At 71.4% G+C, this 25,611-nt stretch carries 19 protein-coding genes; 9 read left to right on the top strand and 10 right to left on the bottom strand.

Going from position 1 to position 25,611, the window contains the following annotated elements:
• Nucleotides 1-58 precede the first annotated feature (58 nt).
• The 3 genes from ABZZ20_RS03180 to ABZZ20_RS03170 all read right to left on the bottom strand — a co-directional run bounded on the left by ABZZ20_RS03180 (nucleotide 59) and on the right by ABZZ20_RS03170 (nucleotide 7,461).
• Nucleotides 59-3,007, bottom strand: coding sequence for a serine/threonine protein kinase (locus ABZZ20_RS03180; protein WP_356866194.1), 2,949 nt, complete (start codon nucleotides 3,005-3,007; stop codon nucleotides 59-61).
• A gap of 93 nt (nucleotides 3,008-3,100) precedes the next feature.
• Nucleotides 3,101-5,578 (bottom strand): protein kinase, encoded by a 2,478-nt coding sequence (locus ABZZ20_RS03175; RefSeq protein ID WP_356866192.1) that lies wholly within the window; start codon nucleotides 5,576-5,578, stop codon nucleotides 3,101-3,103.
• Between the two features lie 176 nt (nucleotides 5,579-5,754).
• Nucleotides 5,755-7,461 carry a glycerol-3-phosphate dehydrogenase/oxidase gene (locus tag ABZZ20_RS03170; protein ID WP_356866190.1) on the bottom strand — a complete coding sequence of 569 codons (1,707 nt, stop codon included), beginning with the start codon at nucleotides 7,459-7,461 and terminating at the stop codon, nucleotides 5,755-5,757.
• 258 nt (nucleotides 7,462-7,719) lie between these two features.
• Here ABZZ20_RS03170 and ABZZ20_RS03165 point away from each other — a divergent pair, with 258 nt between their 5' ends.
• The 3 genes from ABZZ20_RS03165 (at nucleotide 7,720) to ABZZ20_RS03155 (ending at nucleotide 11,840) form a co-directional block, all read left to right on the top strand.
• Nucleotides 7,720-8,949: a nucleotide sugar dehydrogenase gene (locus ABZZ20_RS03165; protein ID WP_356866188.1), complete on the top strand. Its 1,230-nt coding sequence runs from the start codon at nucleotides 7,720-7,722 to the stop codon at nucleotides 8,947-8,949.
• A gap of 150 nt (nucleotides 8,950-9,099) precedes the next feature.
• Nucleotides 9,100-10,068: a hypothetical protein gene (locus ABZZ20_RS03160; RefSeq protein ID WP_356866186.1), complete on the top strand. Its 969-nt coding sequence runs from the start codon at nucleotides 9,100-9,102 to the stop codon at nucleotides 10,066-10,068.
• 8 nt (nucleotides 10,069-10,076) lie between these two features.
• Nucleotides 10,077-11,840 carry an insulinase family protein gene (locus tag ABZZ20_RS03155; protein WP_356866184.1) on the top strand — a complete coding sequence of 588 codons (1,764 nt, stop codon included), beginning with the start codon at nucleotides 10,077-10,079 and terminating at the stop codon, nucleotides 11,838-11,840.
• Between the two features lie 77 nt (nucleotides 11,841-11,917).
• On the opposite strand, the gene ABZZ20_RS03150 is transcribed toward ABZZ20_RS03155, so the two are convergent.
• The 4 genes from ABZZ20_RS03150 to ABZZ20_RS03135 form a co-directional block, all read right to left on the bottom strand.
• Nucleotides 11,918-13,042, bottom strand: coding sequence for a GuaB3 family IMP dehydrogenase-related protein (locus ABZZ20_RS03150; protein WP_356866182.1), 1,125 nt, complete (start codon nucleotides 13,040-13,042; stop codon nucleotides 11,918-11,920).
• Between the two features lie 256 nt (nucleotides 13,043-13,298).
• Nucleotides 13,299-14,798, bottom strand: coding sequence for an IMP dehydrogenase (gene guaB / locus ABZZ20_RS03145; RefSeq protein ID WP_356866180.1), 1,500 nt, complete (start codon nucleotides 14,796-14,798; stop codon nucleotides 13,299-13,301).
• Nucleotides 14,799-14,921: 123 nt separating this feature from the next.
• Nucleotides 14,922-15,551, bottom strand: coding sequence for a sigma-70 family RNA polymerase sigma factor (locus ABZZ20_RS03140; RefSeq protein ID WP_356866178.1), 630 nt, complete (start codon nucleotides 15,549-15,551; stop codon nucleotides 14,922-14,924).
• A gap of 350 nt (nucleotides 15,552-15,901) precedes the next feature.
• On the bottom strand, nucleotides 15,902-16,513 hold the full coding sequence (locus ABZZ20_RS03135; protein ID WP_003948568.1) for a response regulator transcription factor: 612 nt from the start codon (nucleotides 16,511-16,513) through the stop codon (nucleotides 15,902-15,904).
• 379 nt (nucleotides 16,514-16,892) lie between these two features.
• Between ABZZ20_RS03135 and ABZZ20_RS03130 the strand changes: the two genes are divergently transcribed.
• The gene (locus tag ABZZ20_RS03130) at nucleotides 16,893-17,219 is read left to right on the top strand and encodes a WhiB family transcriptional regulator (RefSeq protein ID WP_356866176.1); all 327 of its coding nucleotides are present in this window, start codon (nucleotides 16,893-16,895) and stop codon (nucleotides 17,217-17,219) included.
• Nucleotides 17,220-17,320: 101 nt separating this feature from the next.
• On the opposite strand, the gene ABZZ20_RS03125 is transcribed toward ABZZ20_RS03130, so the two are convergent.
• Nucleotides 17,321-18,298 carry a LysR family transcriptional regulator gene (locus tag ABZZ20_RS03125; protein ID WP_356866174.1) on the bottom strand — a complete coding sequence of 326 codons (978 nt, stop codon included), beginning with the start codon at nucleotides 18,296-18,298 and terminating at the stop codon, nucleotides 17,321-17,323.
• Nucleotides 18,299-18,387: 89 nt separating this feature from the next.
• Here ABZZ20_RS03125 and ABZZ20_RS03120 point away from each other — a divergent pair, with 89 nt between their 5' ends.
• From ABZZ20_RS03120 to ABZZ20_RS03110, 3 genes are all read left to right on the top strand, one after another.
• Complete coding sequence (locus ABZZ20_RS03120) at nucleotides 18,388-19,089, top strand: MOSC domain-containing protein (protein WP_356867166.1); 702 nt, start codon at nucleotides 18,388-18,390, stop codon at nucleotides 19,087-19,089.
• A gap of 105 nt (nucleotides 19,090-19,194) precedes the next feature.
• Nucleotides 19,195-19,968 (top strand): SDR family oxidoreductase, encoded by a 774-nt coding sequence (locus tag ABZZ20_RS03115; RefSeq protein ID WP_356866172.1) that lies wholly within the window; start codon nucleotides 19,195-19,197, stop codon nucleotides 19,966-19,968.
• A gap of 116 nt (nucleotides 19,969-20,084) precedes the next feature.
• Complete coding sequence (locus ABZZ20_RS03110) at nucleotides 20,085-20,774, top strand: ester cyclase (protein ID WP_356866170.1); 690 nt, start codon at nucleotides 20,085-20,087, stop codon at nucleotides 20,772-20,774.
• Nucleotides 20,775-20,880: 106 nt separating this feature from the next.
• Here the strand turns inward: ABZZ20_RS03110 and groL are convergent, their stop codons facing one another.
• A complete protein-coding gene (gene groL, locus ABZZ20_RS03105; protein ID WP_356866168.1) occupies nucleotides 20,881-22,509 on the bottom strand; it encodes a chaperonin GroEL in 1,629 nt (542 codons plus the stop codon).
• Nucleotides 22,510-22,637: 128 nt separating this feature from the next.
• A complete protein-coding gene (gene groES, locus ABZZ20_RS03100; RefSeq protein WP_179174625.1) occupies nucleotides 22,638-22,946 on the bottom strand; it encodes a co-chaperone GroES in 309 nt (102 codons plus the stop codon).
• 330 nt (nucleotides 22,947-23,276) lie between these two features.
• On the opposite strand from groES, the gene ABZZ20_RS03095 reads away from it, so the two are divergent.
• Nucleotides 23,277-23,711 (top strand): DUF6234 family protein, encoded by a 435-nt coding sequence (locus ABZZ20_RS03095; protein WP_356866166.1) that lies wholly within the window; start codon nucleotides 23,277-23,279, stop codon nucleotides 23,709-23,711.
• Nucleotides 23,712-24,043: 332 nt separating this feature from the next.
• Entirely contained in the window at nucleotides 24,044-25,441 is a 1,398-nt protein-coding gene (locus tag ABZZ20_RS03090; protein ID WP_356866164.1) for an FtsW/RodA/SpoVE family cell cycle protein, read from the top strand.
• The last annotated feature ends 170 nt before the right edge of the window (nucleotides 25,442-25,611 follow it).

Genomic DNA, 25,611 nt, shown 5'->3' with positions numbered 1-25,611 from the left:
GGCGCGGTTCCGGCTGCACTGTGACGCAATCGCCGTACTGAGCCACCGTCAGTCTGCCTCATCCGCCCGATTTATAACTCCCCGTGGCCTTCTCGAAGACTTCGGTGACCTTGCCCTCCCCGTCCTGCGGACCGGTCACCATGACCACGTGATAGCTGCCGCCGAGCGCCACGACGAAGTTGCGCGCGACGACACTGCGGCCGTTGCCGTCGATCCAGGTGTACCGGCCCGTGACCCGCAATTGCTGGCCGACCTTGGTGGACTTCACATCACCACCGCTGGCCCAGGTGGAGGACCGGTACGGGGCCAACTCCGGCTCCTTGTCCTTCTGGTACGTCGCCGGGTCCGGATTGCCATCGACCTTGTCCCGCCCGGGAACCACGATCAGGACGTACTCCCCGTCGCTGTAGCGGACCTGCCCGGCCTCGTTCATGCCGCGCCGCACCCAGCCGTTGGGAACCGCGATCTCGAAGTGCTCCGGGTCCTGCTGGGTCGTGTAGCCGGGCGGAGCCGGGGCCGCCGTCTGGGGCGCCGGCTCCGACACGGGCGTACCGGTGGGTGTCCGGCCGCCGGACCCCGACTGCTGCTGGTTCGGCGTCGGTGTCGGCGTCGGCTTCGGTGACTGCTGCACCGGGGACTTGGCGGCGGTGTCCTGCGGGTCGACGGACCGGGGCATGAAGAGCATCGCGTACGCCACCGCCCCCGCGAGCAGGGCGAGGACGCCCACCAGCAGGGTCCGTCCGAGCGAACGCGGTTTACGGGACGCCGCGGGATTGCGGTGCCGGCCGTGCAGCTCACCGCGCCGGCGTACGACGGGCAGCCGCGCGGGATCCGGCTCCAACGCCGGCAGGACGCCGATGCCGATACCGATGCCGACGCCGGTATCCGGCTCGGGGGCGGACCGCACGAGCGAGCGCAGCCAACCGCGCAGCTCCTCGAAGTCGGGCCGCTCGGTGGGGTCCTGGCGCAGCAGCGACTCTACGACGGGCCTCAGCGGACCGCACTCCTCGGCGAAGGCCGGCGCCTCGGCGCAGACCATCTCGACGAGCTCGGTGACGCTGTCCTCGGGGTACGGGGCGTGCCCCTGCACGGCGCGGTACAGGAGTGCACCGAGCGCCCAGAGGTCGGTGGCGGGCCCGACGGGCGCCGCGAGCTGCCAGGGTCCCGTCACGGGACCGGCTTGCTCGGGGGACCACCGCTCGGTGACGGCCCCTACGACGGCCATCCGCGTCTGCCGCGCCCGCTCGGCGTCCAACCCGCTCCGGGGGCCGCCGCCGGCCCAGCCCGCGGACCAGGACGGGTTCGCAGACGCCTGCTGCCCGGGCACACCCGACAGGCCCGCGCCGAGAGGACCGGCCCCGCCCGGCCCGCCGGTCCGCTCCGGCCCGTCGGGGCGGAGCTGGGCCGTCGGCTGGCCGGGCTGACCCGGGCGAAGGTACGAGGTCGGGTCCGGGGCCTCGGCCTGACGGTAGCCCTGGGGAAGGGCGAGCGGGGCGGGCAGCGCAGGCCGAACCGGTCCCGCCTCGGACCGCACCACCGGCTCCGCCCGAAACCCGAACTCGGCCACCCCGGACTCTGCCCGGGCCCCGGCCCCTTCGGTCCGCGTGCCCGGCGCGGGCCGGGACCCGGACTCGGCCGGAAATCCGTAACCGGCACCGGACTCGGAATCGAACCGGGCTCCCGGCGCAGACTCGGCACCGGCACCGGAGCCGCCCCCGGACCGGAACCCGGCATCGGCAGCGCCACCAGCACCGGCATGGGCACCGGCATCCCCGGCCCCGGGCTCAGGTCGGGACCCGGGCTCGGCCCCGGACTGGGACTCCGACCCCGACCCGGGCCGGGGCCCGGAGTCCGGCCCGGCAATGGGCTCCGACCCAGGCCCGGGCCCAGTCGGGGTGCCCGCAGGAAGGGCGGCTTGGCGGCGCGGAGCGGTCCCGTGCCAGGGCGTGGCGGTACCCGTGCCGGCGTCCGGACCGCCGTACGGGAACGAATACCCCTGCGGGAGGTTCGACCCCTGCGGTCTCGGCTCCGGTGCGGGTGCGGCCCCGCCCTTGCGCTGCTCGGTCACCCGCGCGGCGGCGGCCTGCGCGCCCGCCCGGTAGGCGGCGATGGCCCCGGCCCGCGCCGCTGCCTTGGGATCGGGCCGCTCCGCTGCGGTGCCGGTCGCGGCTGCGGTCGCGGTCGCGGGAGTGATGTGGTCGGTGTACCGCGGGCCGGTGTCGTACCCGGGTGCCACGAGCGGTGCGTAGCCGCCCGACCCGGGATCGGCGCGGCGCTCGTCGGGGTCCGGCCCGGCAGCCGGAGCTTCGTCCGGCAACCCGCGTACGGAAGGCGCCGTGCCGGAGTCCGGTCCCCTCGGCGGCGTGCCCCAGCCGGGCCCACCGCCCGGGGCGCCGGTGCCGGTGCCGGCACCGGAGTCGGACGGAACCGGGTCGTACCCGCACAGGGCGTCCTCGGCGGCGCCCGCTGCCAGCCCCGTGAGCACGACCCGCCCGTCGTCGCATACCAACACGGTCCGGACCGTGATGTTGCGGTGCGTCCAGCCGTGCGCGTGCAGCACCCGCAACGCGGTCAGCACGTCCGACGCGACCTCCGCCGCCCGGTAGGGGCTCAGCGGTTCGTCGGCGATGAGCGCGGCCAGCGGACGGGCCGGCACCAACTCGCTCACTATCCAAAGGGACCCGCCCTCGGCGAACACGTCGAAGACCTGGTCCAGCCGCGGGTGGTCCGGTACGGACGCGGCCGCCTGTGCCGCCGCAATGGCCCTGCGCACCGCGGGCGGTTCCCCGGCCGGACGCCGACCGGTGGTCGGCGGGGGTAGCGTCCCGTGCCCGTCCCCGTCCAGGAGCTCGGCGTCCACGACCTCCGGTAACGGCACCTGCCGCACCAGGACTTCCTGCCCGCTGCGCGTGTCAAAGGCACGCGTCTCGATCAGCTCGTACTCGTCCGACGGCGGTAGCGGCAGACGGTAGCGGTCCGCCAGGATCCGGCCCGCGTAGTCCTCCACTTCGCCTCCCCCGAGTGCCGGGGCCGTCTCCGTGGTCCCCGCTGACACGATACGACGCGCAGGGCGCCCGCGTCCCGGGCCTGAGAAGGCTCGTCAGCCCAGCGGCTGGAAGGTCTGGAACGCCGTGTTGCGCAGCTGTGTGCACTCCGGGCCGTCCCACTGGTCCGCGGGGCAGCTGATCATGATGGCGTAGCCGCGCTTCGCGTCCACCTTGAAACCGCGGTTGAGGACCCTGACCTTGATGCCCTTCTGCTCCCGCTCGAACTCCCAGTCGGCGACGGTCGGGTAGCCGTTGTACTCCGTCGGGTCGATCCGGATCGTCCGGTAGTTGGTGCTGGAGCCCGCCACCCCCGCTACCGCCTCGGCCCACGCGGCGCGGGCGTCCTCGCCGGGGTGGGAGGTGTAGTCGACCTGGATGCGCGGGAAGCCGCCGTCGCGGCTGTATATCGCGCCGGAGTTCTCACCCGCTATGGCCGTCTGCTTGAAGTCCGAGGGCATCGCCATGGAGAAGTGGAACCCCAGGTCCGTCACCTTCGCGTAGCCGTTGGGGAGTCCGGCCGCCGCACCGCCCGGAGCGGCGCCCTGGCCCTGTGTCTGCCCCTGTGTCTGCCCCTGCGTCTGCCCCTGGGCCTGCTGCCCGCCCGGCGTCTGCCCCTGGCCCGCCGGGGTGCTCCCGTTGCCGGCTTCGCTGCCGCTCTTGCCCGCGGTGGCGTTGGCATCGCCCGTCTTGGCGGACGGGCTCGGGGTCGGCGTACCGGAAACCGTCGTGCCCGGGCCGCCCTTGCCCTGGTCCTTCTTGCCGGACTGGTCGTCACCGCTGAAGGCGTAGGCGATCAGTGAACCGATCGCGGCCAGCGCGACGACCACGCCCGCGATCGCGAACGCGATGGTGCGGCGGGACATGACGTCGGTGAGTGGCGCCGCGACCGGCGCGGGCTTGCGGGAGGCCGGGGACTCGGCCGCCGAGGCGGCCTGCGTCGCCGCTGCCGCCGCCGCGGCCTTGCGGGTCGCCTTCAGCGCCGCCCGGGCCCGCTCGCGCTGTTCGCGCTCGATCCGCTCGCGTTCCTTCTTCTCCGCCTTTTCGGCCGCCTTCTCGGCGGCGGCCTTCGTCGCGGCTTCCTTGGCGTCCGCCAGCGAGATCTGCCGGGTTTCCTCCACCGCGGGGGAGAGCACCGGGGCGGGCTTCGGCTCCGGCGCGTTGATGACTGCGGTGAGCATCGCCCGCGCGCGTTCGTCGTCGAGGCGGCGGGCCGGGTCCTTGGCCAGCAGACCGTAGATGACCTCGGTCAGCGGACCCGCGTTCTTCGGCGGCTCCACCGGCTCGGTCATCACGGCGGTGAGGGTGGCGAGCGCGGACCCCTTGTCGTACGGGGGCACGCCTTCGACGGCGGCGTAGAGCAGGCCGCCGAGCGACCACATGTCGGCCGGGGGACCGGGCTTCTGGCCGCGGGCCCGCTCGGGGGAGATGTACGACGGGGCTCCGACGAGCATGCCGGTGGAGGTGACGGAGGGGTCGCCCTCGACCTGCGCGATGCCGAAGTCGGTGAGCACGACGCGGCCGTTGCCTGCGATGAGCACGTTGGACGGCTTCACGTCCCGGTGCAGGATGCCCTGGCCGTGCGCGGCACGGAGGACGTCGAGCACGGCGAGCCCGACCTCGGCGGCGCGGTGGGGAGTCAGCGGACCCTGTTCACGTATGAACTCGGCGAGCGAGGGGCCCTCGATGAGCTCCATGACGATCCAGGGCCGCCCGTCCTCGTCCACGACGTCGAAGACGGTGACCGCGCCCCCACTGCGGATGCGGGCAATGGCCTTGGCCTCGCGCAGCGTACGGGTGATGAGGCGGCGCTTCTCGTCCTCGTCGACGCCGGTGCTGAAGCGGAGCTCCTTGACGGCGACGGTGCGGCCGAGGGTCTCGTCCTCGGCGCGCCAGACGGTACCCATGCCGCCCTTGCCGAGCACGTCGCGCAGCCGGTACCGACGGGCGAGCAACCGCCCCTCGTCCTGCCCGCTCTCCGCAGCCTTGGCGGCAGCGGCCTTGACGGCGGCGGCAACGGCATCGGCCTTCTCCACGACGGAATTCGCCGCCGCGCCAGTGGGCTTCGTCGCCCCGGGCTTACCCGGATCCGGCTTCGCCGGCGCATCCTCCGGCTCGACCGCCACCACGGGCTTCGCGTCCTCGGGCGCGCCGCTACCGACCCCGGCCGCAGACTTCGCCACCCCGGCGGACCCCGCCGCATCCGCAGGCTTGCCCAAGTCCGGCTTCGCCGCAGGCGGAGTGACAGGCTTCGCCGCACCGGCAGGCTTGGCCAGATCGGGTTTCGCCGCAGACTTCGCACCGTCCGGCTTCGCCGCAGGCGAGGTGGCAGGCTTCGCCGCCCTGGCGGGCTTGGCCAGATCCGGCTTCGCCGCAGGCGAGGTGGCAGGCTTCGCACCGTCCGGCGTCGCCGCGCCGGCGGGCTCCGCTTCGGGCGGCACCGCGGGCGACTCCGGCTCCGCCGACACAGGCTTCGCCCGGTCCTGCTTCGCCGCAGGCGACTCGGGCGACTCGGTGTGCTCCGGCTTCGACATGCGTCCCCTCTGCGATCGTGCCGCCTGCTCCGGCTGCCCCGGCAGCCTCCGGGATCCCCGGCGGCTGGCCCCGGAAGAACCCGCGCGGTAACCCGCCCCGGCAGAACCCTCATTGTTCCTCACTCCGCAACGGACGGGCGCCCCGGGTCCGCGGTTCCCCCCTCCGCATCCCGGAGTTACAACGGAACGATGTCGGGTGCCCCCAGCCGCGCCGCGTCCGCCGTCTGGTCGTCTGGCTGGCGCTGCGATTCCCGTTCCGCCTGTACCCGCTTCTCGTAGTGTTCCACTTCCTTCTCGATCTGCTGCTTGTCCCACCCCAGGACCGGAGCCATCAGCTCCGCACACTCCCTTGCCGATCGCGTCCCCCGGTCGAACGTCTCGATCGAGATCCGCGTCCGCCGCGTCAACACGTCGTCCAAGTGCCTCGCCCCCTCGTGCGAGGCCGCGTACACCACCTCTGCCCGGAGGTAGTCGTCCGCACCCGTCACCGGCGCACCCAGCGACGGGTCGACCGCGATCAGGTCCAGCAGTTCGTCCGTCATCGAGCCGTACCGGTTCAACAGGTGTTCCACCCGTACGACATGAAGGCCCGTCCGGGCCGCGATCCGCGCCCGCCCGTTCCACAGCGCCCGGTACCCCTCGGCCCCCACCAGCGGCACGTCCTCCGTCACGCATTCCGCGACCCGCTGGTCCAGGCCGTGCACCGCCTCGTCCACCGCGTCCTTCGCCATGACCCGGTACGTCGTGTACTTGCCGCCCGCCACGACCACCAGCCCCGGCACCGGGTGGGCCACCGTGTGCTCGCGCGAGAGCTTGCTCGTCGCGTCCGACTCCCCGGCCAGCAGCGGTCGCAGACCCGCGTACACCCCCTGGACGTCGTCGCGCGTCAGCGGCACCGCCAGCACCGAGTTCACGCGCTGGAGCAGGTAGTCGATGTCCGCGCTGGACGCCGCCGGGTGCGCCTTGTCCAGGTCCCAGTCCGTGTCCGTGGTCCCCACGATCCAGTGCCGCCCCCAGGGGATGACGAACAGCACCGACTTCTCGGTCCGCAGGATCAGCCCGGTGCTCGAATGGATCCGGTCCTTCGGGACGACCAGGTGGATCCCCTTCGACGCCCGGACGTGGAACTGGCCCCGCTCCCCGATCAGCGCCTGCGTGTCGTCCGTCCACACCCCCGTCGCGTTCACCACCTGGCGGGCGCGTACCTCGTACTCCCCGCCCCCCTCCACGTCCCGCACCCGCGCGCCGACGACCCGCTCGCCCTCGCGCAGGAAGCCCACCACCCTCGCCCGGTTGGCGCACTGCGCCCCGTACGCCGCGGCCGTCCGGACCAGCGTCGCCACGTACCGCGCGTCGTCCATCTGGGCGTCGTAGTACTGCAGGGCCCCCACCAGCGCGTCCTTGCGCAGCGCCGGTGCCACCCGCAGCGCGCGCTTGCGCGACAGGTGCCGGTGCACCGGCAGCCCCCGCCCGTGCCCGCTGGACACCGACATCGCGTCGTACAGCGCGACCCCCGATCCGGCGTAGAAGCGCTCCCAGCCCTTGCCCCGCAACGGGTACAGGAACGGCACCGGCTTCACCAGGTGCGGGGCCAGCCGCTCCAGCAGTAGCCCGCGCTCCTTCAGGGCCTCCCGTACGAGGGCGAAGTCGAGCATCTCCAGGTACCGCAGGCCGCCGTGGATCAGCTTGCTCGACCGGCTGGAGGTGCCGGAGGCCCAGTCCCTCGCCTCCACCAGCCCCGTCGCGAGGCCCCTGGTCACGGCGTCGAGCGCCGTGCCCGCGCCGACCACGCCCGCACCCACCACCAGCACGTCCAGTTCCCGCTCGGCCATCCGGGCGAGCGCCTCCGCGCGCTGTACCGGCCCCAGTGTCGCTGTCCTCACGGCTGCCTCCCGTCGGTGCGGGTGATCCCCGCTGGGTGAGAGTGATCCCGCTCACATCCCCCGCTCACGATTCTGACCCGCCGCGCCGACATCAGCCACCGCCTGCGGACAACACAACAGCGACCAACACCCCGTAATACGACACTTCGGTCATATATACGCCTAGTCTGACACTGCGCCAGCTCCTACCGGACCCGTGCGGTCCACAGGGCTTGCGCACCCAGCCCCCTCGTGCATGCCTGGGAAGGGACAGCACCCATGCCCGCAGATCTGGCCGTCATCGGGCTCGGCCACCTCGGCCTCCCGCTGGCCCAGGCGGCCGTCGCCGCCGGAATCGAGACGGTCGGCTACGACAGCGGTCCGGCCACGGACTCCACCCTCACCGCAGCCGAGGTCCGCCGCATGTCGGCCGCCGGTTTCCGGGTCACGACCAACTCCGCCGAGCTGGGCAGGGTCCGCACCGCCGTCATCTGTGCCCCCACCCAGCTCGGCGCCGACCGCGCGCTCGACCTCTCGGCCGTCGGCGAGGCGGGCCGCGTCCTCGCCGCCCGGCTGCGCCCGCACACCACCGTCATCCTCGAATCCGCCGCCCATCCGGGGGTCACCGAGGACTACCTGCGCCCCGTCCTCGAAGCCGGCTCCGGACTGCGTGCCGGACGGGACTTCCACCTGGCCTACTCCCCCAGCCGCCTCGACCCGGGCAACAGGACCCACGGCATCGCCAACACCCCCAAGGTGATCGGCGGCCTCACCCCCGCCTGCACCGAGTCCGCGCACGCCTTCTATGCCCGTCTGACCGAGAAGGTGGTCCGGGCGCGTGGTCTGCGCGAGGCCGAGACCGTGCAGCTCCTGGAGACCAACTACCGGCACGTCAACATCGCCCTCATGAACGAGATGGCGGTGCTCTGCCACGACCTCGGCGTCGACCTGTGGGACGTCATCCGCTGCGCCGAGACCAAGCCGTACGGGTTCCAGGCCTTCCGGCCCGGCCCGGGAGTCGGCGGCCACAGCGTCCCCCTCGACCCCAACTACCTCCCCCACACCACGCGCACCCCGGGCCACCCGCTGCGCATGGTCGGTCTGGCGCAGGAGATCAACGACCGGATGCCCCAGTACGTCATCCAACGCTCCGCCACCCTGCTGAACGAACACGGGAAATCGGCCCGCGGGGCCCGGGTCCTCCTGCTCGGGGTCACCTACAAGCCCGACCTGGGTGATCAGGAGGGCTCCCCGGCCCGCGAGATCGCCAGTCGTCTCCTCGACCTCGGCGCCCTGATCAGCTACCACGACCCGTACATCGCCGGATGGCGCGTCAGGGACCAGCCCGTCCCCCGTGCCGAATCGTTGTACGAGGCCGCCGCTAACGCCGATCTGACGATCCTGCTCCAGCACCACCGCACGTACGACCTCCAAGGTCTGGCGGTCAAGGCCCAGTTGTTGCTCGACACCCGCGGCGCGAGCCCGGCGGGCGCGGCCCACCGGCTCTGACCACGCCCGAAGTCCCCGCGACCCCGGCCATTTCGTACCCGCCGAGCCGGTTCGGCAAGGAAGGCGCCGGCACCTGACCGCACGGAGCTGAACAGGCGCGGTCGAGAAAATGCCGGTCGGCGGCCGGCCCGAGGGCCATATGATCCGCGCGTGTCCGCTCACCCTCCGTTCGGCCGGCCCGTCTTCGAGCCCGCCGATCACACTCCCGCCCTCGGCGCCCTGCGCGACGCCGTCCGCCGCCGCGACTGGGGCGCCGTGTCCGCTGCGTTCGACGCGCACCCCGACGAGGACGACCGCGCCCTCGCCTGCCGGGTCGTCTCCGAGACGCCCGACTGCGATGCGTTCCTGCGGGAGGCCGCCGACCTCGACCCCCGCGGCCCGCTGGCCCGGTCCCTGCTCGCGGACCGGCTGATCCAGGTCGGCTGGAAGATCCGTACGGGGTACCGCGCCCAGCACGTGACGCAGCAGCAGTTCAACGACTTCCACGCCCATCTGCGGCGTGCGGAGGTGCTGCTCATCGACGTCTGTGCCGAGCACCCGCAGTACGCGCTCGCCTGGTACCTGCGCATCATCACCTCGCGCGGCCTCCAACTCGGCCTGGGCGAGACCCGGCGCCGCTACGAACGGCTCGCCGAACACCATCCGCACCACTACTGCGGCCAGCAGCAGCTGCTCCAGCAGATCTGCCCCAAGTGGGGCGGCACATGGGAGTCCGCGCACGGCTTCGCCGAGGAGTGCGCGAAGGCCGCGCCGCCCGGGAGTCCGAACGGCGCCCTGGTCGCCATCGCGCAGATGGAGCAGTACCTGCACCTTCGGGACGACGAGAACACCCGGGCCGCAGAAACGTATCTGCGAAGAGCGGACACCCACCGGGCCCTGCTCGACTCCGCCACGCACTCGGTCCTGCATCCCTCGGCCCGGGCCGCGGCGTACCAGCTCGTCGGCGCCCACAGCGCCTTCGCCGCCGCGCACTGCGCAGCGGGCCGGCACGCCGAGGCGGCCCCGCACTTCCGCGCCCTCGGCGACCGCGCCAGCGAGTTTCCGTGGGGCTACGTCGGCAGTTACGACCACGTGGCCGAGTTCGCCCGCCACCGCAAGACCGCCCTGGCGAAGGGCTGAGAGGCACCATGCACAAGGACACCACCGCATGCACGACCGACGCCGACACCTTCGCCGACGCCGACACCTTCGCGGACGCCGACGGCATCACCACCACCACCGTGGGCGGCATCCGCACCGTCCTGGCACCGCGCTCCGGCCCCGTCACCGCCGGCCTGCTCTTCCGCGTCGGACGCGCTGACGAAACCCTCCCCACCAGCGGCATCACCCACCTGGTCGAGCACCTCGCCCTGTACCGACACGGCCTCGGCGACCTGCACTACAACGGGGCAACCTCCGCCACGCACACCCACTTCCACGTCACGGGCACCGCGGCCGACGTGGTCGAGTACCTGAACGGCGTGTGCGCCGCGCTGCGCGACCTCCCGATCGACCGGCTGGAGACGGAGAAGGAGATCCTGCGCACCGAGGCAGCCGGCAAGAGCCGCGGCCCGGGCCACGCCCCGGCCCTGTGGCGCTACGGCTCCCGCTCCTACGGCCTCACCAGCTACGGCGAAGCGGGCCTGCACCACCTCACCGCGGACCACGTCCGCGACTGGGCGCAGACCCGGTTCACTGCCGAGAACGCCGTCCTGTGGATCGCCGGCGACGGCATCCCCGACGGCCTCGACCTCACGCTCCCGGCCGGGGCGTGGCACCCCGCCCCGCAGGCCACCTCCGCACTGCCCACCACACCCGCGTACTTCCAGGGCGACGAGGGCGGTGTCGTCCTCACCTCCGTCCTGCCCCGCTCCACCGCCGCGGTCCTGTTCACCGAAATCCTGGGCAAGGAGTTGTTCCGCGAGCTGCGCCAGAAGGGCGGCTACTCCTACACCGCGACCGCCGACTACTGCCCGCGCGACGCCGACTCCGCGACCGTCACCGCGTACGCCGACGTGCTCCCGGAGAAGCAGGACGCCCTGGTCGGCGCCTTCGTCGACGTCTTCGCGAAACTGCGGGCCGGCCGGATCGAACAGGCCGACCTGGACGCCGTACGGGCCTCCGCGCTGGCCCAGTTCGACGCGCCGGAGCTCGCCGCCTGCATGCTCCCCGGGCATGCCGTGAACCTGCTGCTGCGCCACCCCAACCTCACTGTCACCGAGGCGAAGGCCGAGATCGAGGCCGTCACCGTCGCCGATCTCCACCGGATCGCCCGCGAGGTGTGGGCGGACGCCCTGATGCAGGTACCCGGCCGGGGCGTGGACTGGGCGGGGATCACGGCCGCCCCCACCGACTCCCCCGAGACCGTCAGCGGACGGCGCTACTCCGCGCTGGAGAACGGGGAGGTCGCCCTGCTCGTGGCCAAGGACGGCATCAGCCGCGTCTCGCCGCGCAATCAGATCACCGTCCGCTACGCCGAGTGCTCCCTGATGCAGGTCTACCCCGACGGCGCCCGCCACCTCGTGGGCAACGACGGCTTCACCGTGACCGTCGAGCCGACCCTGTACGGGATCACCGCCGAGCAGCTCGCCCCGCTGGACGCTGCCGTTCCGCCCGCTTCGGTGATCCGCATGCCGCCCCGGGACCCGGCCCGGATCCCGCAGCCCCGCATGCCGGAGGCGGCTGCCCCCAAGCCGAGGCAGACGTGGTTCACCGCCCTGCTCTGGGTGCTCGGTGTCCCCGGGCTGCTCATCGGCGGGTCGACGTTGGTGGTCGCCCTCGCCCTGGGCGACCGCCACGACCACATCCCCCAGGACGACGCGCAGCACCTGCTCAAGTGGCTGCTCTTCGCGGGCGTCTTCCTGATCCCGTGGGGCATCTGCATGGACCGCCGGACCAAGGGCAAGAACTGACCGGCCGAAGGGCCGAAGGACGGAACGCCGCAGGGCCGGCACCCCTTTCGGGGTACCGGCCCTGCGGGGCGTACGGATCAGCGGCGGTGCTGGGAATCGGCGACCGTGACCTCGACCCGCTGGAACTCCTTGAGCTCGCTGTAGCCGGTGGTGGCCATCGAACGGCGCAGCGCGCCGAAGAGGTTCATCGAGCCGTCCGGGCTGTGCGACGGGCCGGTGAGGATCTCCTCGGTGGTGCCGACCGTGCCCAGGTCGACCTTCTTGCCGCGCGGCACGTCCTCGTGGACGGCCTCCATGCCCCAGTGGTTGCCCTTGCCGGGCGCGTCGGTGGCGCGGGCCAGCGGGGAGCCCATCATCACGGCGTCCGCACCGCAGGCGATGGCCTTCGGCAGGTCGCCGGACCAGCCCACGCCGCCGTCGGCGATGACGTGCACGTAACGGCCACCGGACTCGTCCATGTAGTCGCGGCGGGCCGCGGCCACGTCCGCGACGGCGGTGGCCATCGGGACCTGGATGCCGAGCACGTTGCGCGTGGTGTGCGCGGCGCCGCCGCCGAAACCGACCAGGACGCCCGCGGCGCCGGTGCGCATGAGGTGCAGGGCCGCGGTGTACGTGGCGCAGCCGCCGACGATGACCGGGACGTCCAGCTCGTAGATGAACTGCTTGAGGTTGAGCGGCTCGGCCGCGCCGGAGACGTGCTCGGCGGAGACGGTGGTGCCGCGGATGACGAAGATGTCGACCCCGGCGTCCACGACGGCCTTGGAGAACTCGGCGGTGCGCTGCGGGGAGAGCGCGGCGGCGGTGACGACGCCCGCGTCGCGCACCTCCTTGATGCGCCGGCGGATCAGGTCCGCCTGGATCGGCGCGGAGTAGATCTCCTGGAGACGACGGGTGGCGGACTCCTCGTCCAGCTCCGCGATCTCGTCGAGCAGCGGCTGCGGGTCCTCGTAGCGGGTCCACAGGCCTTCGAGGTTCAGCACGCCGAGGCCGCCGAGCTCGCCGATGCGGATGGCGGTCTGCGGGGAGACGACCGAGTCCATGGGAGCGGCCAGGAACGGGAGCTCGAAGCGGTAGGCGTCGATCTGCCAGGCGATCGAGACCTCCTTCGGGTCCCGCGTACGCCGGCTCGGGACGATGGCGATGTCGTCGAACGCGTACGCCCTGCGGCCGCGCTTGCCGCGCCCGATCTCGATCTCAGTCACGTGTGGTGGCCTTTCCTCTGGGTCTGCCCGTCCAGTATCCCCGAACCCCGGCGGCCCGCGTTCCGGTGACCGCCGTACGGACGCCGTTCTCCGGCCCGCCCGCGTTCGCGACCCGGTGGCCCGGGCCCCGGGCCACCCAAACGGTACTGGAGGGTCCGGGGCGGGCTCCGGGAAACGACGAGGGGGCGGGCCCGTGTCCGGACCCGCCCCTACCCGTTCGTCGCCTGGACCCCGCCCAGCTGGGCCCTGTCGGCCCCTAGCCCTTGCGGGAGTAGTTCGGCGCCTCGACCGTCATCTGGATGTCGTGCGGGTGGCTCTCCTTGAGGCCCGCCGAGGTGATCCGGACGAACCGGCCGCGGTCCTGCAGCTCCGGCACCGTGCGGCCACCGACGTAGAACATCGACTGGCGCAGTCCGCCGACGAGCTGGTGGACGACCGCGGAGAGCGGACCGCGGTACGGGACCTGCCCCTCGATGCCCTCGGGGATGAGCTTGTCGTCGCCGCCCACGCCCTCCTGGAAGTAGCGGTCCTTGGAGAAGGAGCGCTGGTCGCCGCGGGACTGCATGGCGCCGAGCGAGCCCATGCCGCGGTACGACTTGAACTGCTTGCCGTTGATGAAGAGCAGCTCGCCCGGGGACTCCTCGCAACCGGCGAGCAGCGAACCGAGCATCACCGTGTCGGCGCCAGCGACCAGGGCCTTGGCGATGTCGCCGGAGTACTGCAGGCCGCCGTCGCCGATGACGGGGACGCCCGCGGCCTTGGCGGCGAGGGAGGCCTCGTAGATGGCCGTGACCTGCGGGACGCCGATGCCGGCGACGACGCGGGTGGTGCAGATGGAGCCGGGGCCGACACCGACCTTGATGCCGTCGCAGCCGGCGTCGATCAGCGCCTGGGCGCCGTCGCGGGTGGCCACGTTGCCGCCGATGACGTCGACGGAGGAGTTCGACTTGATCTTGGCGACCATGTCGCCGACCAGGCGGGAGTGGCCGTGGGCGGTGTCGACGACGATGAAGTCGGCGCCCGCCTCGATCAGCGCCTGGGCGCGGTCGTACGCGTCACCGGCGACGCCGACCGCGGCACCGACCAGCAGGCGGCCTTCCTTGTCCTTGGCGGCGTTCGGGTACTGCTCGGCCTTGACGAAGTCCTTGACCGTGATGAGGCCCTTGAGGGTGCCCGCGTCATCGACCAGCGGAAGCTTTTCGATCTTGTGGCGGCGCAGCAGCTCCATGGCGTCCACGCCGGAGATGCCGACCTTGCCCGTGACCAGCGGCATCGGGGTCATGACCTCGCGCACCTGGCGGCTGCGGTCCGACTCGAAGGCCATGTCGCGGTTGGTGACGATGCCGAGCAGCTTGCCCGCGGAGTCGGTGACGGGGACGCCGGAGATGCGGAACTTCGCGCAGAGCTCGTCGGCCTCGCGCAGCGTCGCGTCGGGGTGCACCGTGATCGGGTCGGTGACCATGCCGGACTCGGAGCGCTTGACCAGGTCGACCTGGTTGGCCTGGTCGGCGATCGACAGGTTGCGGTGCAGTACGCCGACGCCGCCCTGGCGGGCCATCGCGATGGCCATGCGGGCCTCGGTGACCTTGTCCATGGCGGCGGACAGCAGCGGAACGTTCACGCGCACGTTCCGGGAGATGAGGGAGGAAGTGTCGATCTCGTCCGGCGCCATGTTCGACGCGCCCGGCAGCAGCAGCACGTCGTCGTACGTCAGTCCGAGCGCGGCGAATTTGTCGGGTACTCCGTCGGCAGTCATGACACCTTCCCAAATGGTCTTGCTCGGCGCGGATGTCCATGCTAACGGGATCGCACGGCGTCTCATTCCACGATCAAGATCGACCATCATTTTCGTAGCTTGCTACGAGTTTGGCCGCAGGGCTCACTGTTCCGCGAGCGCCCGCAGCCGGCTGAGCGCCCGGTGCTGGGCCACCCGCACCGCACCCGGGGACATCCCGAGCATCTGCCCGGTCTCCTCCGCCGTCAGCCCGACCGCCACCCGCAGCACGAGCAGCTCGCGCTGGTTCTCCGGAAGGTTGGCCAGCAGCTTCTTGGCCCACGCGGCGTCACTGCTGAGCAGCGCACGCTCCTCCGGACCCAGCGAGTCGTCCGGCCGTTCGGGCATCTCGTCGGAGGGCACGGCCGTGCTGCCCGGGTGCCGCATGGCGGCCCGCTGCAGGTCGGCGACCTTGTGCGCGGCGATGGCGAAGACGAAGGCCTCGAAGGGGCGGCCGGTGTCCCGGTAGCGCGGCAGCGCCATCAGGACGGCGACGCACACCTCCTGCGCCAGGTCCTCCACGAAATGACGGGCATCACCCGGCAGCCGCGAGAGCCGGGTGCGGCAGTAGCGGATGGCCAGCGGGTGCACGAAGGCGAGCAGGTCGTGCGTGGCCTGCTCGTCACCCTCGACCGCGCGCCGCACGAGCGCGCTGACACCCCCGGCGCTGCCGCCCTTGGCGGCGCCGGTGGGTCCTGTGGCCGCGGGTGACCCCGGGGCCTCGTCGTCGCGCATCGATCCATGGTGCCTTGGCGCCGGAGCATTCGCGGCACCACGGCCCGTGTTGTGCGTCGAAGCGTTATGAGCGGGTGCGCCTGAGCTCATCACTGCGCCCTCCCCTCCCGCTCGACCGGATACTCCTGAGGCCCCATCCCAGAAAATGCGCCACACCTCAAGCATGCGGCATCGCGCGCGAAGCGACACGTCCCCCGGATTGTGCCCCGCCAATCCTCGGGTGCGCACCGAGTACGGCGGGACGGGAACTGTCGGGATCTGCGGGACGGATGGGGCGGGCGGGACGGGCGGACACCTGGCGTGCCGCCCCGCCCGCCGTGGCGGACGGGACCGCTCTCAGTGATCCGCGGTCAGCGGACCAGGCCCCAACGGAACCCGAGCGCCACGGCGTGCGCCCGGTCCGAGGCGCCCAGTTTCTTGAACAGCCGGCGGGCGTGCGTCTTGACCGTGTCCTCGGAGAGGAAGAGCTCGCGCCCGATCTCCGCGTTGGACCGGCCGTGACTCATGCCCTCCAGGACCTGGATCTCGCGCGCGGTGAGCGTGGGCGCGGCGCCCATCTCGGCCGAGCGGAGCCGGCGCGGGGCCAGTCGCCAGGTCGGGTCGGCGAGGGCCTGGGTGACCGTGGCCCGCAGTTCGGCGCGCGAGGCGTCCTTGTGCAGGTATCCCCGGGCGCCGGCGGCGACCGCGAGGGCCACGCCGTCCAGGTCCTCGGCGACCGTCAGCATGATGATGCGGGCGCCGGGATCAGCCGAGAGCAGCCGGCGCACCGTCTCCACACCGCCGAGCCCGGGCATCCGTACATCCATCAGAATCAGGTCGGAGCGGTCGGCACCCCAGCGGCGGAGGACTTCCTCGCCGTTGGCTGCCGTCGTCACACGCTCGACGCCGGGCACGGTGGCAACCGCGCGACGGAGCGCCTCTCGGGCAAGCGGGGAGTCGTCGCAGACGAGGACGGAAGTCATGACCGCCCTCCGCAGCTGCTGATGCGCGTCACCTTGAGCCTCCAGGCTGGTACGTATCGTCACCTGTGCGGTCGATGCTCTCGGACACCTGTCCGGGAACTTCTTGGTTCAACCGCCTTCGCACTCTCAACGATGGTCACTCGAAAGAGTTACGGGTCGGACGGACACCTTCGGCACTCTACGTGAGGAGGCGATCACGACGCCGGAGCCACTCGCTGCGCGTCCTCCATCTGGAGCTATGCCCTATTTGGCGGCTTTTCTTCCGTTCGGCACGTGTCTGAGGCTAGATTCCCAATGAGTCATATTTACATCTACTCCGACAGTAGGTGTGGAGACTTGGACCGTATCCGTCTCAGTACCGGCACCAAGAGGACTACCCATGGCAGATTTCTCCCGCCTCCCCGGACCGAACGCCGACCTCTGGGACTGGCAGCTGCTCGCGGCCTGCCGGGGGGTCGACAGCTCCCTCTTCTTCCACCCGGAAGGCGAGCGGGGCGCGGCCAGGAGCGCGCGCGAGGCCTCGGCTAAAGAGGTCTGCATGAGATGCCCGGTGCGCTCGGAATGCGCCGCGCACGCACTGGCCGTCCGCGAGCCCTACGGGGTGTGGGGCGGCCTCACCGAGGACGAGCGCGAAGAACTGATGGGCCGCGCCCGCCATCGCCTGATCCCCGCGTCGAGCACGATCAGCCCCACCCGTCCGCACTGAGCCGGGCGTACGACGCCATAAGCGAAGGAACGTTTCCCTTTCCGGTACGGGGACCGGACCACACGATTGGCCGTACGGCCGTACCGCCGTACGGCCAATGATCAGCGCGCGGCGGCCCTTTCCAGTTCGGCCAGGGTCGCCGCCACGGCCGGCACCCGGGCCAGGTCGGGCAGGGTCAGCGCCACGATCTCGCGCTCCACGGCCGGCTCCACGGCCACCATGCTCACGCCCTTGGCCCGTACGGACTCCACCGCGAGCTCCGGCAGCACCGCGACGCCCAGACCGGCCCCGACCAGGCCGACCACCGCCGGGTAGTCGTCGGTCGCGAAGTCGATGCGCGGGGTGAATCCCACGCCCTCGCACACCTCCACCAGATGGCGGCGGCAGCGCGGACAGCCCGCGATCCAGGGCTCGTCGGCGAGGTCGGCCATGCCCACCTGCTCGGCCCCCGCCAGCCGGTGCCCCTCGGGAACCAGCCCGACGAGCCGGTCCGTCAGCAGCGGCCGCACCACGAGGTCGTCCCACTCGGCAGTGGCGGCCGACGCCGCGCCGGCGGTCGCCGGAGCGGACCGTTCGGCCGCAGCGGCGCCGGTCGCCCCTGCGGTCCCGCCGTCCCCGCCGTCCCCGCCGTACCGGAAGGCCAGCGCCAGGTCGCAGTCGCCCTCGCGCAGCATCTCCACCGAGCGGGGCGGCTCCGCCTCGACCAACGAGATCCGCGTACCGGGGTGCGCCGCACGCATCGCCGCGAGCGCGGTCGGCACCAGCGTGGAGCTGCCGCTGGGAAAGGACACCAGCCGGACCCGGCCCGCGCGCAGCCCGGCGATGGCCGCGACCTCCTCCTCGGCGGCGGTCAGCCCGGCGAGGATTCCGGCGGCGTGCCGAACCAGCGCCGTACCGGCCTGGGTCAGCCGCATCTCGCGGCCGGCCCGGATGAGCAACGGGGTGCCGGCCGACTGCTCCAGCGCCTTCATCTGCTGGGAGACGGCGGGCTGGGTGCAACCGAGCTCGCGGGCGGCGGCGGAGAAGGACCCGGTACCGGCCACGGCGCGCAGCACCCGGAGATGACGTGCCTCGATCATTCTTCGAGCATAAGCCCCGCTTTGACGGCAGCGCGAATATCCTCGTGACCCTTTGAGGGCGCTGGGTTAGCGTGTCCCCCATGGTGCCCATGCATGTGATCTCCGTGAACACCGGCCGCGCGACGGTCGTCGAATACACCGATGCGGCCGGCGGGCTCACCGGGATAGGCAAGCGGCCCGTACCCGGCCCGGTCCGCGTCTTCGCCCCGGGTCCCAAGGGGACCGCAGCCAGTGGCGTCGAGGGCGACGACGTCTGCGACCTGCGCCACCACGGCGGGGACCACCAGGCCGTCTACGCCTACGCGCGCGAGGACCTGGACTGGTGGGAGGCCGAGTTGGGGCGCGAACTGCCCGCCGGCATCTTCGGCGAGAACCTGACCACCTCCGGCCTGGACCTGAGCGGCGCGCTGCTCGGCGACCGCTGGCGGGTCGGTGCGGACCTCGTCCTGGAGGTGGCCTCGGCCCGCATCCCCTGCCGGACCTTCCAGGGCGCCCTGGGCGAGGAGGGCTGGGTCAAGCGGTTCACGCGGGCCGCACGGCCGGGCGCGTACCTGCGCGTGATCCAGGAGGGGCGGGTCTCCCCCGGCGACGCCGTCGAGGTGATCCACCGGCCGGACCACGACGTGACGGTGGACCTCTGGTTCCGCGCCTTCACCACCGAGCGCGCGCTGCTCCCGCGCACGTTGGCGGCGGGCGGGGCGATGGCGCCGCAGGGTCACGAGACCGTCCGCGCGTACGTGGAGAAGTACGGGGACCGGCCCGGCGGGGACGGCGGAAGTAACCGGAAGTAGCAGTTCCGAAGCGGGAAGCGACGGCGCACGAGCAGAACCGTCACGAAGGGGTACCGCCGGGCCGGCCCCCCTTGAGCTGTCGCCGGGGGCGGCTAGGTTGCGCCTATGACGACAGCGTTGATTACGGGATCCACCGCGGGCATCGGTGCCGCGTTCGCCCGGCGGCTCGCCGCTCAGGGCCACAACCTCGTGCTGGTGGCCCGCAACTCCGAGCGACTCGGCGAGCAGGCCACCGAGCTGCACGACCGGCACGGCATCGAGGCCGAGGTGCTCACCGCCGACCTCTCCACCGACGGGGGCATCGCGGCGGTCGAGCGGCGTCTCGACGACCGCACGCACCCGGTGGACCTGCTGATCAACAATGCGGGATTCGGCAACAAGGGCCGCTACCTCGAAGTCTCCATGGCCGATGAGCTGACCATGCTGAAGGTGCACATCGAGGCCGTGCTCCGGCTGACCTCGGCGGCCACCGGGTCGATGCGTTCGCGTGGCCGCGGCGGCGTGGTCAACGTGGCCTCGGTGGCGGCCTTCGTGCCCCGCGGTACGTACGGCGCGAGCAAGGCCTGGGTCGTGCAGTTCACCCAGGGTGCGGCGAAGGACCTGACCGGATCGGGCGTGCGGCTGATGGCCCTGTGCCCCGGATTCGTACGGACGGAGTTCCACGAGCGGGCCGGCATGGGCACGGACAACATCCCCAACTGGATGTGGCTGGACGCCGACAAACTGGTGGCCGCGGCCCTGGCCGACCTCGCGCGCGGCAAGACGGTCTCCGTCCCGGATCCGCGGTACAAGGCGTTGATGGGCGTGGTGAAGCTGACGCCGCGCGGGCTGCTGGGCGGAGTGTCCTCCCGCACGGGCCGCAAGTACGGGCCGCAGTAGCCCAAGTACCCACCCGGGTAGCCCTCATGTGACCGACGGGTAGGCCGGTTCCCTAACCGGCCGAACGGGCGAAATCTCTCTAAACTGGACGTATCCCATCCAGCCCGGGAGACGCCATGACATTCGTACAAATAGTCGATTACGAGACCAGTAGGCCGGAGGCCGTCAACGAGGTCCTCGACCGGTACCTGGCGAAGACGAAGGGCAAGCGCACGGTGTCCCACTCCGTCGTGGGCAAGGACCGGGAATCCGAAACGCACTTCGTCGACCTCGTCGAATTCCCGTCGTACGAAGAGGCCATGAAGAACTCTCACCTCCCGGAAACGGACAAGATGTTCCAGGAGATGGTGGCCCTGTGCGAGGGGATGCCCCGGTTCACCAACCTGGACGTCATCCGCGACGAACACCTCAACGCGCTGCTCGCGAACCGAATGTTCGACGAGATCGCGATGAAGGGCGACATGTCCGTCGTCAATGAGATCTTCGCGGCGGACTACCACGACCACGACATCAGCAACCCCGAGGACAAGATCGGCCGCGACGGCATCCGCGAGGACATGCAGATGTGGCGCAAGGGCTTCGACTTCACCTTCACGCGGGACGCCCAGATGGCGCAGGACGACTACGTGACCACGCTGTGGACCTGGACCGGCAAGCACAAGGGCGAGTTCATGGGGATGGCCCCGACCGGCAAGACCTGCACGATGACCGGAACCACGGTCATCCGCTGCGAAAACGGAATGATCGCGGAAGCCTGGTGGCACTACGACGCCATACGCCTGATGAAGGAACTGGGCGCCATGTAGTCGGAAACGGCGCAGCAGGCACGGGAAAGGCCCCGGTCACCACCGCTCGGCAGCGGTGACCGGGGCCTTCTCGACTCAGCGACTCAGTGGCTCGGCGCTCAGCTCGTCAGTGGCTGTGGCCGTGACCGTGGCCGTGACCGGCGTCGCCCTCGTCCTCGGCCGGCTTCTCGACGACCAGGGTCTCGGTCGTGAGCAGCAGGGAGGCGATGGAAGCGGCGTTCTCCAGCGCGGAACGGGTGACCTTGACCGGGTCGATGACGCCGGCCTTGACCAGGTCGCCGTACTCGCCGCTGGCGGCGTTGAAGCCCTGGCCCTTGTCGAGCTCGGCGACCTTCGAGGTGATGACGTAGCCCTCAAGACCGGCGTTCTCGGCGATCCAGCGCAGCGGCTCGACCGCGGCACGGCGGACGACCGCGACACCGGTGCCCTCGTCGCCGGTCAGGCCGAGGTTGCCCTCCAGGACCTTGACGGCGTGGACGAGCGCGGAGCCACCGCCGGAGACGATGCCCTCCTCGACCGCGGCGCGGGTCGCCGAGATGGCGTCCTCGAGGCGGTGCTTCTTCTCCTTGAGCTCCACCTCGGTGGCGGCGCCGACCTTGATGACGCAGACGCCACCGGCGAGCTTCGCCAGGCGCTCCTGCAGCTTCTCGCGGTCCCAGTCCGAGTCCGTGGACTCGATCTCGGCCTTGATCTGGTTGACGCGACCGGCGACGTCCTCGTGGCTGCCGCCACCGTCGACGACGGTGGTGTCGTCCTTGGTGATGGTCACGCGGCGCGCGGTGCCCAGTACGTCCAGACCGGCCTGGTCGAGCTTGAGGCCGACCTCTTCGGCGATGACGGTGGCACCGGTGAGGGTGGCCATGTCCTGGAGCATCGCCTTGCGACGGTCACCGAAGCCCGGGGCCTTGACGGCGACCGCGTTGAAGGTGCCGCGGATCTTGTTGACGACGAGGGTGGAGAGCGCCTCGCCCTCGACGTCCTCGGCGATGATCAGCAGCGGGCGGGAGCCGCCGGCCTGGATGACCTTCTCCAGCAGGGGCAGGAGGTCCTGGATCGAGGAGATCTTGCCCTGGTTGATCAGGATGTACGGGTCGTCGAGGACGGCCTCCATACGCTCCTGGTCGGTGACCATGTACGGGGAGAGGTAGCCCTTGTCGAAGGCCATGCCCTCGGTGAACTCCAGCTCCAGGCCGAAGGTGTTGGACTCCTCGACGGTGATGACACCGTCCTTGCCGACCTTGTCCATCGCCTCGGCGATGAGCTCGCCGACCTGCTGGTCCTGCGCGGAGAGCGCGGCGACGGCGGCGATGTCGGACTTGTCCTCGATCGGGCGGGCGGTCGCGAGGAGCTCCTCGGACACGGCCTTGACCGCGGCGTCGATGCCCTTCTTCAGGGCGGCCGGGGAGGCGCCGGCGGCGACGTTGCGCAGACCCTCGCGGACCAGCGCCTGGGCCAGCACGGTGGCGGTGGTGGTGCCGTCACCCGCGATGTCGTTGGTCTTGGTCGCCACCTCCTTCACGAGCTGGGCGCCCAGGTTCTCGTACGGGTCGTCCAGCTCGACCTCACGGGCGATGGTGACACCGTCGTTGGTGATGGTGGGGGCGCCGAACTTCTTGTCGATGACGACGTTGCGGCCCTTGGGGCCGATCGTCACCTTGACCGTGTCGGCAAGCTTGTTGACGCCGCGCTCGAGGGCGCGACGGGCGTCCTCGTCGAACTTCAGGATCTTCGCCATGGGAGCGGTTCAGCCCTCTCGGAAACTTGGGTTTAACGAACTGCGCCCCTTGCCGCCCGGCAATCAGCGGGGTGACCAGGGGCGCAGCTCAAAGCAATACAGGTGAAGCGAAAGCGAGTTGCTTCTCGTTACTTCTCGATGATCGCGAGCACGTCGCGGGCCGAGAGGACGAGGTACTCCTCGCCGCTGTACTTCACTTCGGTGCCGCCGTACTTGCTGTACAGCACGATGTCGCCGACGCTGACGTCCAGCGGGAGACGCTGGCCGTCCTCGAAGCGGCCCGGGCCCACAGCGAGGACGACGCCCTCCTGGGGCTTCTCCTTCGCGGTGTCCGGGATGACCAGGCCGGAGGCCGTGGTCTGCTCGGCGTCGAGCGGCTGGACCACGATGCGGTCCTCAAGCGGCTTGATGGCAACCTTGGAGCTGGCGGTCGTCACGATCCGACCTCCCCCTTCGGAGATCTCACGGGGTTAACTGTCTGAGGTGGCGACCAGGTCGATCCGTCGTCGCGGGTGCCGGACCTGCCCGTCGCTGTGTTGGCACTCACCGGGGGCGAGTGCCAGGTGCGAGACTATTCCGGCGATTAGCACTCGGTCAAGCGGAGTGCCAACACGCCTCCGACGCGGTGTCCGAATCAGGGCGTCCCGCCCCCCTCTTCCAGCACCTCGCAGGCCGCCCGGGCCCCGGCCCGATGCCGTGCCGGGCCGTGCGGGGACTGAGTACCCGTACTCAGGTGCGGCCCGCGCCACACGGGTGACACTGCCGCCATGACGACGCAGATGCGACGCGAACGCACCGGAGCGCACTGGGCCGCGGACATCTCCACGGCCGTACTGACGACCGGCCTGGAGGTCGTCGCCGTGGGGGTCGGCCTGTACGTGGCGATCGTGGCCAGCTGGGACCCCAGCGGCACCGGGGACGACCGGGGGCACACGGCTCTGGTCTGGCTGCTCACCGGAACCGGGGCGATGGCGGTCGTCGCCGCGGTGGTCTCGGGCTTCGCCTTCCGAGGCCGCGCCCCGGTCACCGGGAGCGTCCAGGCGCTGGTGTGCGCGGCGCTCCTCGTGGGCACCGCCGGCCTGGCCTTCGCCGAATGGCACGGGAGCCAGCGGCCACCCTCCCCTGCGCCCACCTCGACCTACCGCGGCACGTACGGCCAGTGCTTCAGCGGCGGCGACAGCCACGAGTGCCCCGGGGGCTGACCCCGCCACCACCCGTCCGGTACGAGACGCTTGAGGGCGTGCGCATCTCCGGTGGTCGGAGCCGAGAAGGCCTCGCCGAGTCCCTCCGGCGCGGACGGGGAGCACGACGCGCCCGTCGAGCGGTTCGGAAGGAACCTTGGCGAGGACATGAGCGTCGTAGACGATATGAAGATAAAGCGCCTCATTGCCGAGCAGAACGGACCGAAGGGCTCCGCCTCCGCTTCCGCCTCCGCGGGCGCCGCCGCTCCGAGCCCGAGCGACGCACCAGGGGCGCCTCCGGCTACCCCCGCCGCCCCTGCCCTCACCCCCGCCCTCAACGGTGGCGGCATACCGTGCGTGGGCTGAGGCCCCTCACGACGGCGGGCGCGCGGCGTCGCACCGAAGCGCTGCTCCTCGTCTTCGTCATCGCCATCACCGTCCTGGGGCACGCGAGCGCCGGCCTGGCGATGAACGGCGAGCTGCCCGCGAACCTCACCGGCTTCACGATCAGCATGACCCTGCTGGCACTGGTGGGACACCTGGGCGTGCGCCGGTTCGCGGCGTACGCGGATCCGCTGGTCTTCCCGCTCGCCATGCTGCTGTCCGGGCTGGGCCTGGTGCTGCTGCACCGGCTCGACCAGTCGTACATCGCACGGTTCGGCGGCGACGCGAACGCGCCGGGACAACTGTTGTGGACCGTCATCGGCGTGGCCGCCTGCCTCGCGGTCGTGGCGCTGTTGCGCGACCACCGGCTGCTTCAGCGGTTCATCTACCTCACGATGGCCGTCGCGCTGGTGCTGCTGATCGCGCCGGCGTTCTTCGGCGCGGACACGTACGGCGCGAAGCGCTGGATCATCCTCTTCGGCTTCTCGCTCCAGCCGGGCGAATTCGTGAAGATCATGATCGCGATCTTCTTCGCGGGCTACCTGGTCATCCACCGTGACTCGCTGGCCCTGACGGGCCGGAAGTTCCTGGGCGTGCGGCTCCCCCCGATGCGGCAACTCGGACCCATCATCACCGTGTGGATCATGTCGCTGCTGGTGTTGGTCTTCGAGCGCGACCTGGGCACGTCACTGATCTTCTTCGGCGTGTTCGTGGTGATGCTGTACGTCGCCACCGAACGCACCAGCTGGATCGTGACCGGTCTGCTCATGGCGGCGGTCGGCGCCTTCGTCGTCGGCTCGACGGAGCCGCACGTTAAGGGACGGGTGGCGGCCTGGCTGGAACCCCTCTCGTACTACTGGAAGGAACGGCCGCCGGGAGTCGTTTCGGACCAGTCGGCACAGGCGCTGTTCAGTTTCGGCACGGGCGGTATGTCGGGCACGGGACTGGGGATGGGCCACCCGGAACTGATCGGGTTCGCGGGCCGCAGCGACTTCATCCTGACCACGGTGGGCGAGGAACTCGGCCTGGCGGGGGTCATGGCGGTGCTGCTCCTGTACGCGCTCCTGGTCCAGCGGGGTCTACGGATGGCGCTGGGTGCCCGCGACCCCTTCGGGAAACTGCTGGCGGTGGGCCTGTCTGCGGCGCTGGCGCTCCAGGTCTTCGTGGTGGCGGGCGGCGTGACGGGCTTGATTCCGCTGACCGGCAAGGCGCTGCCGTTCCTGGCGAAGGGCGGCTCCTCCCTCCTGGCCAACTGGATCATGATCGCCCTGCTCCTCCGCATCAGCGACAGCGCGGAACGCCAACGCGAGGCGGACTCCCGGGGCCCCGCGGAAACGACGATCACGCCGGTGGTGAGGGTGGGGTGAGCGGGGCGGGGTGGGGGCGGGGGCTCGGTTGGGCGGTATCGGGGTGGGCTTGGGGGTTTCCCGTCAGTCCCATCATCTGTCCGTGTCGTGCCGGGCCCTCAAGGGCGCTCCCTTCGGTCGCGTCGCTGCGCGATGGCCTGCGGCCACCCTTGACCGCCCGTCCCGCCCCG

Origin of the sequence: Streptomyces sp. NPDC006430 (genome assembly GCF_040612395.1) — a bacterium.
Classification (GTDB): domain Bacteria; phylum Actinomycetota; class Actinomycetes; order Streptomycetales; family Streptomycetaceae; genus Streptomyces.
The sequence above is the reverse complement of the archived record's forward strand: the minus strand, read 5'-3'. Positions and strand labels throughout refer to the sequence as shown.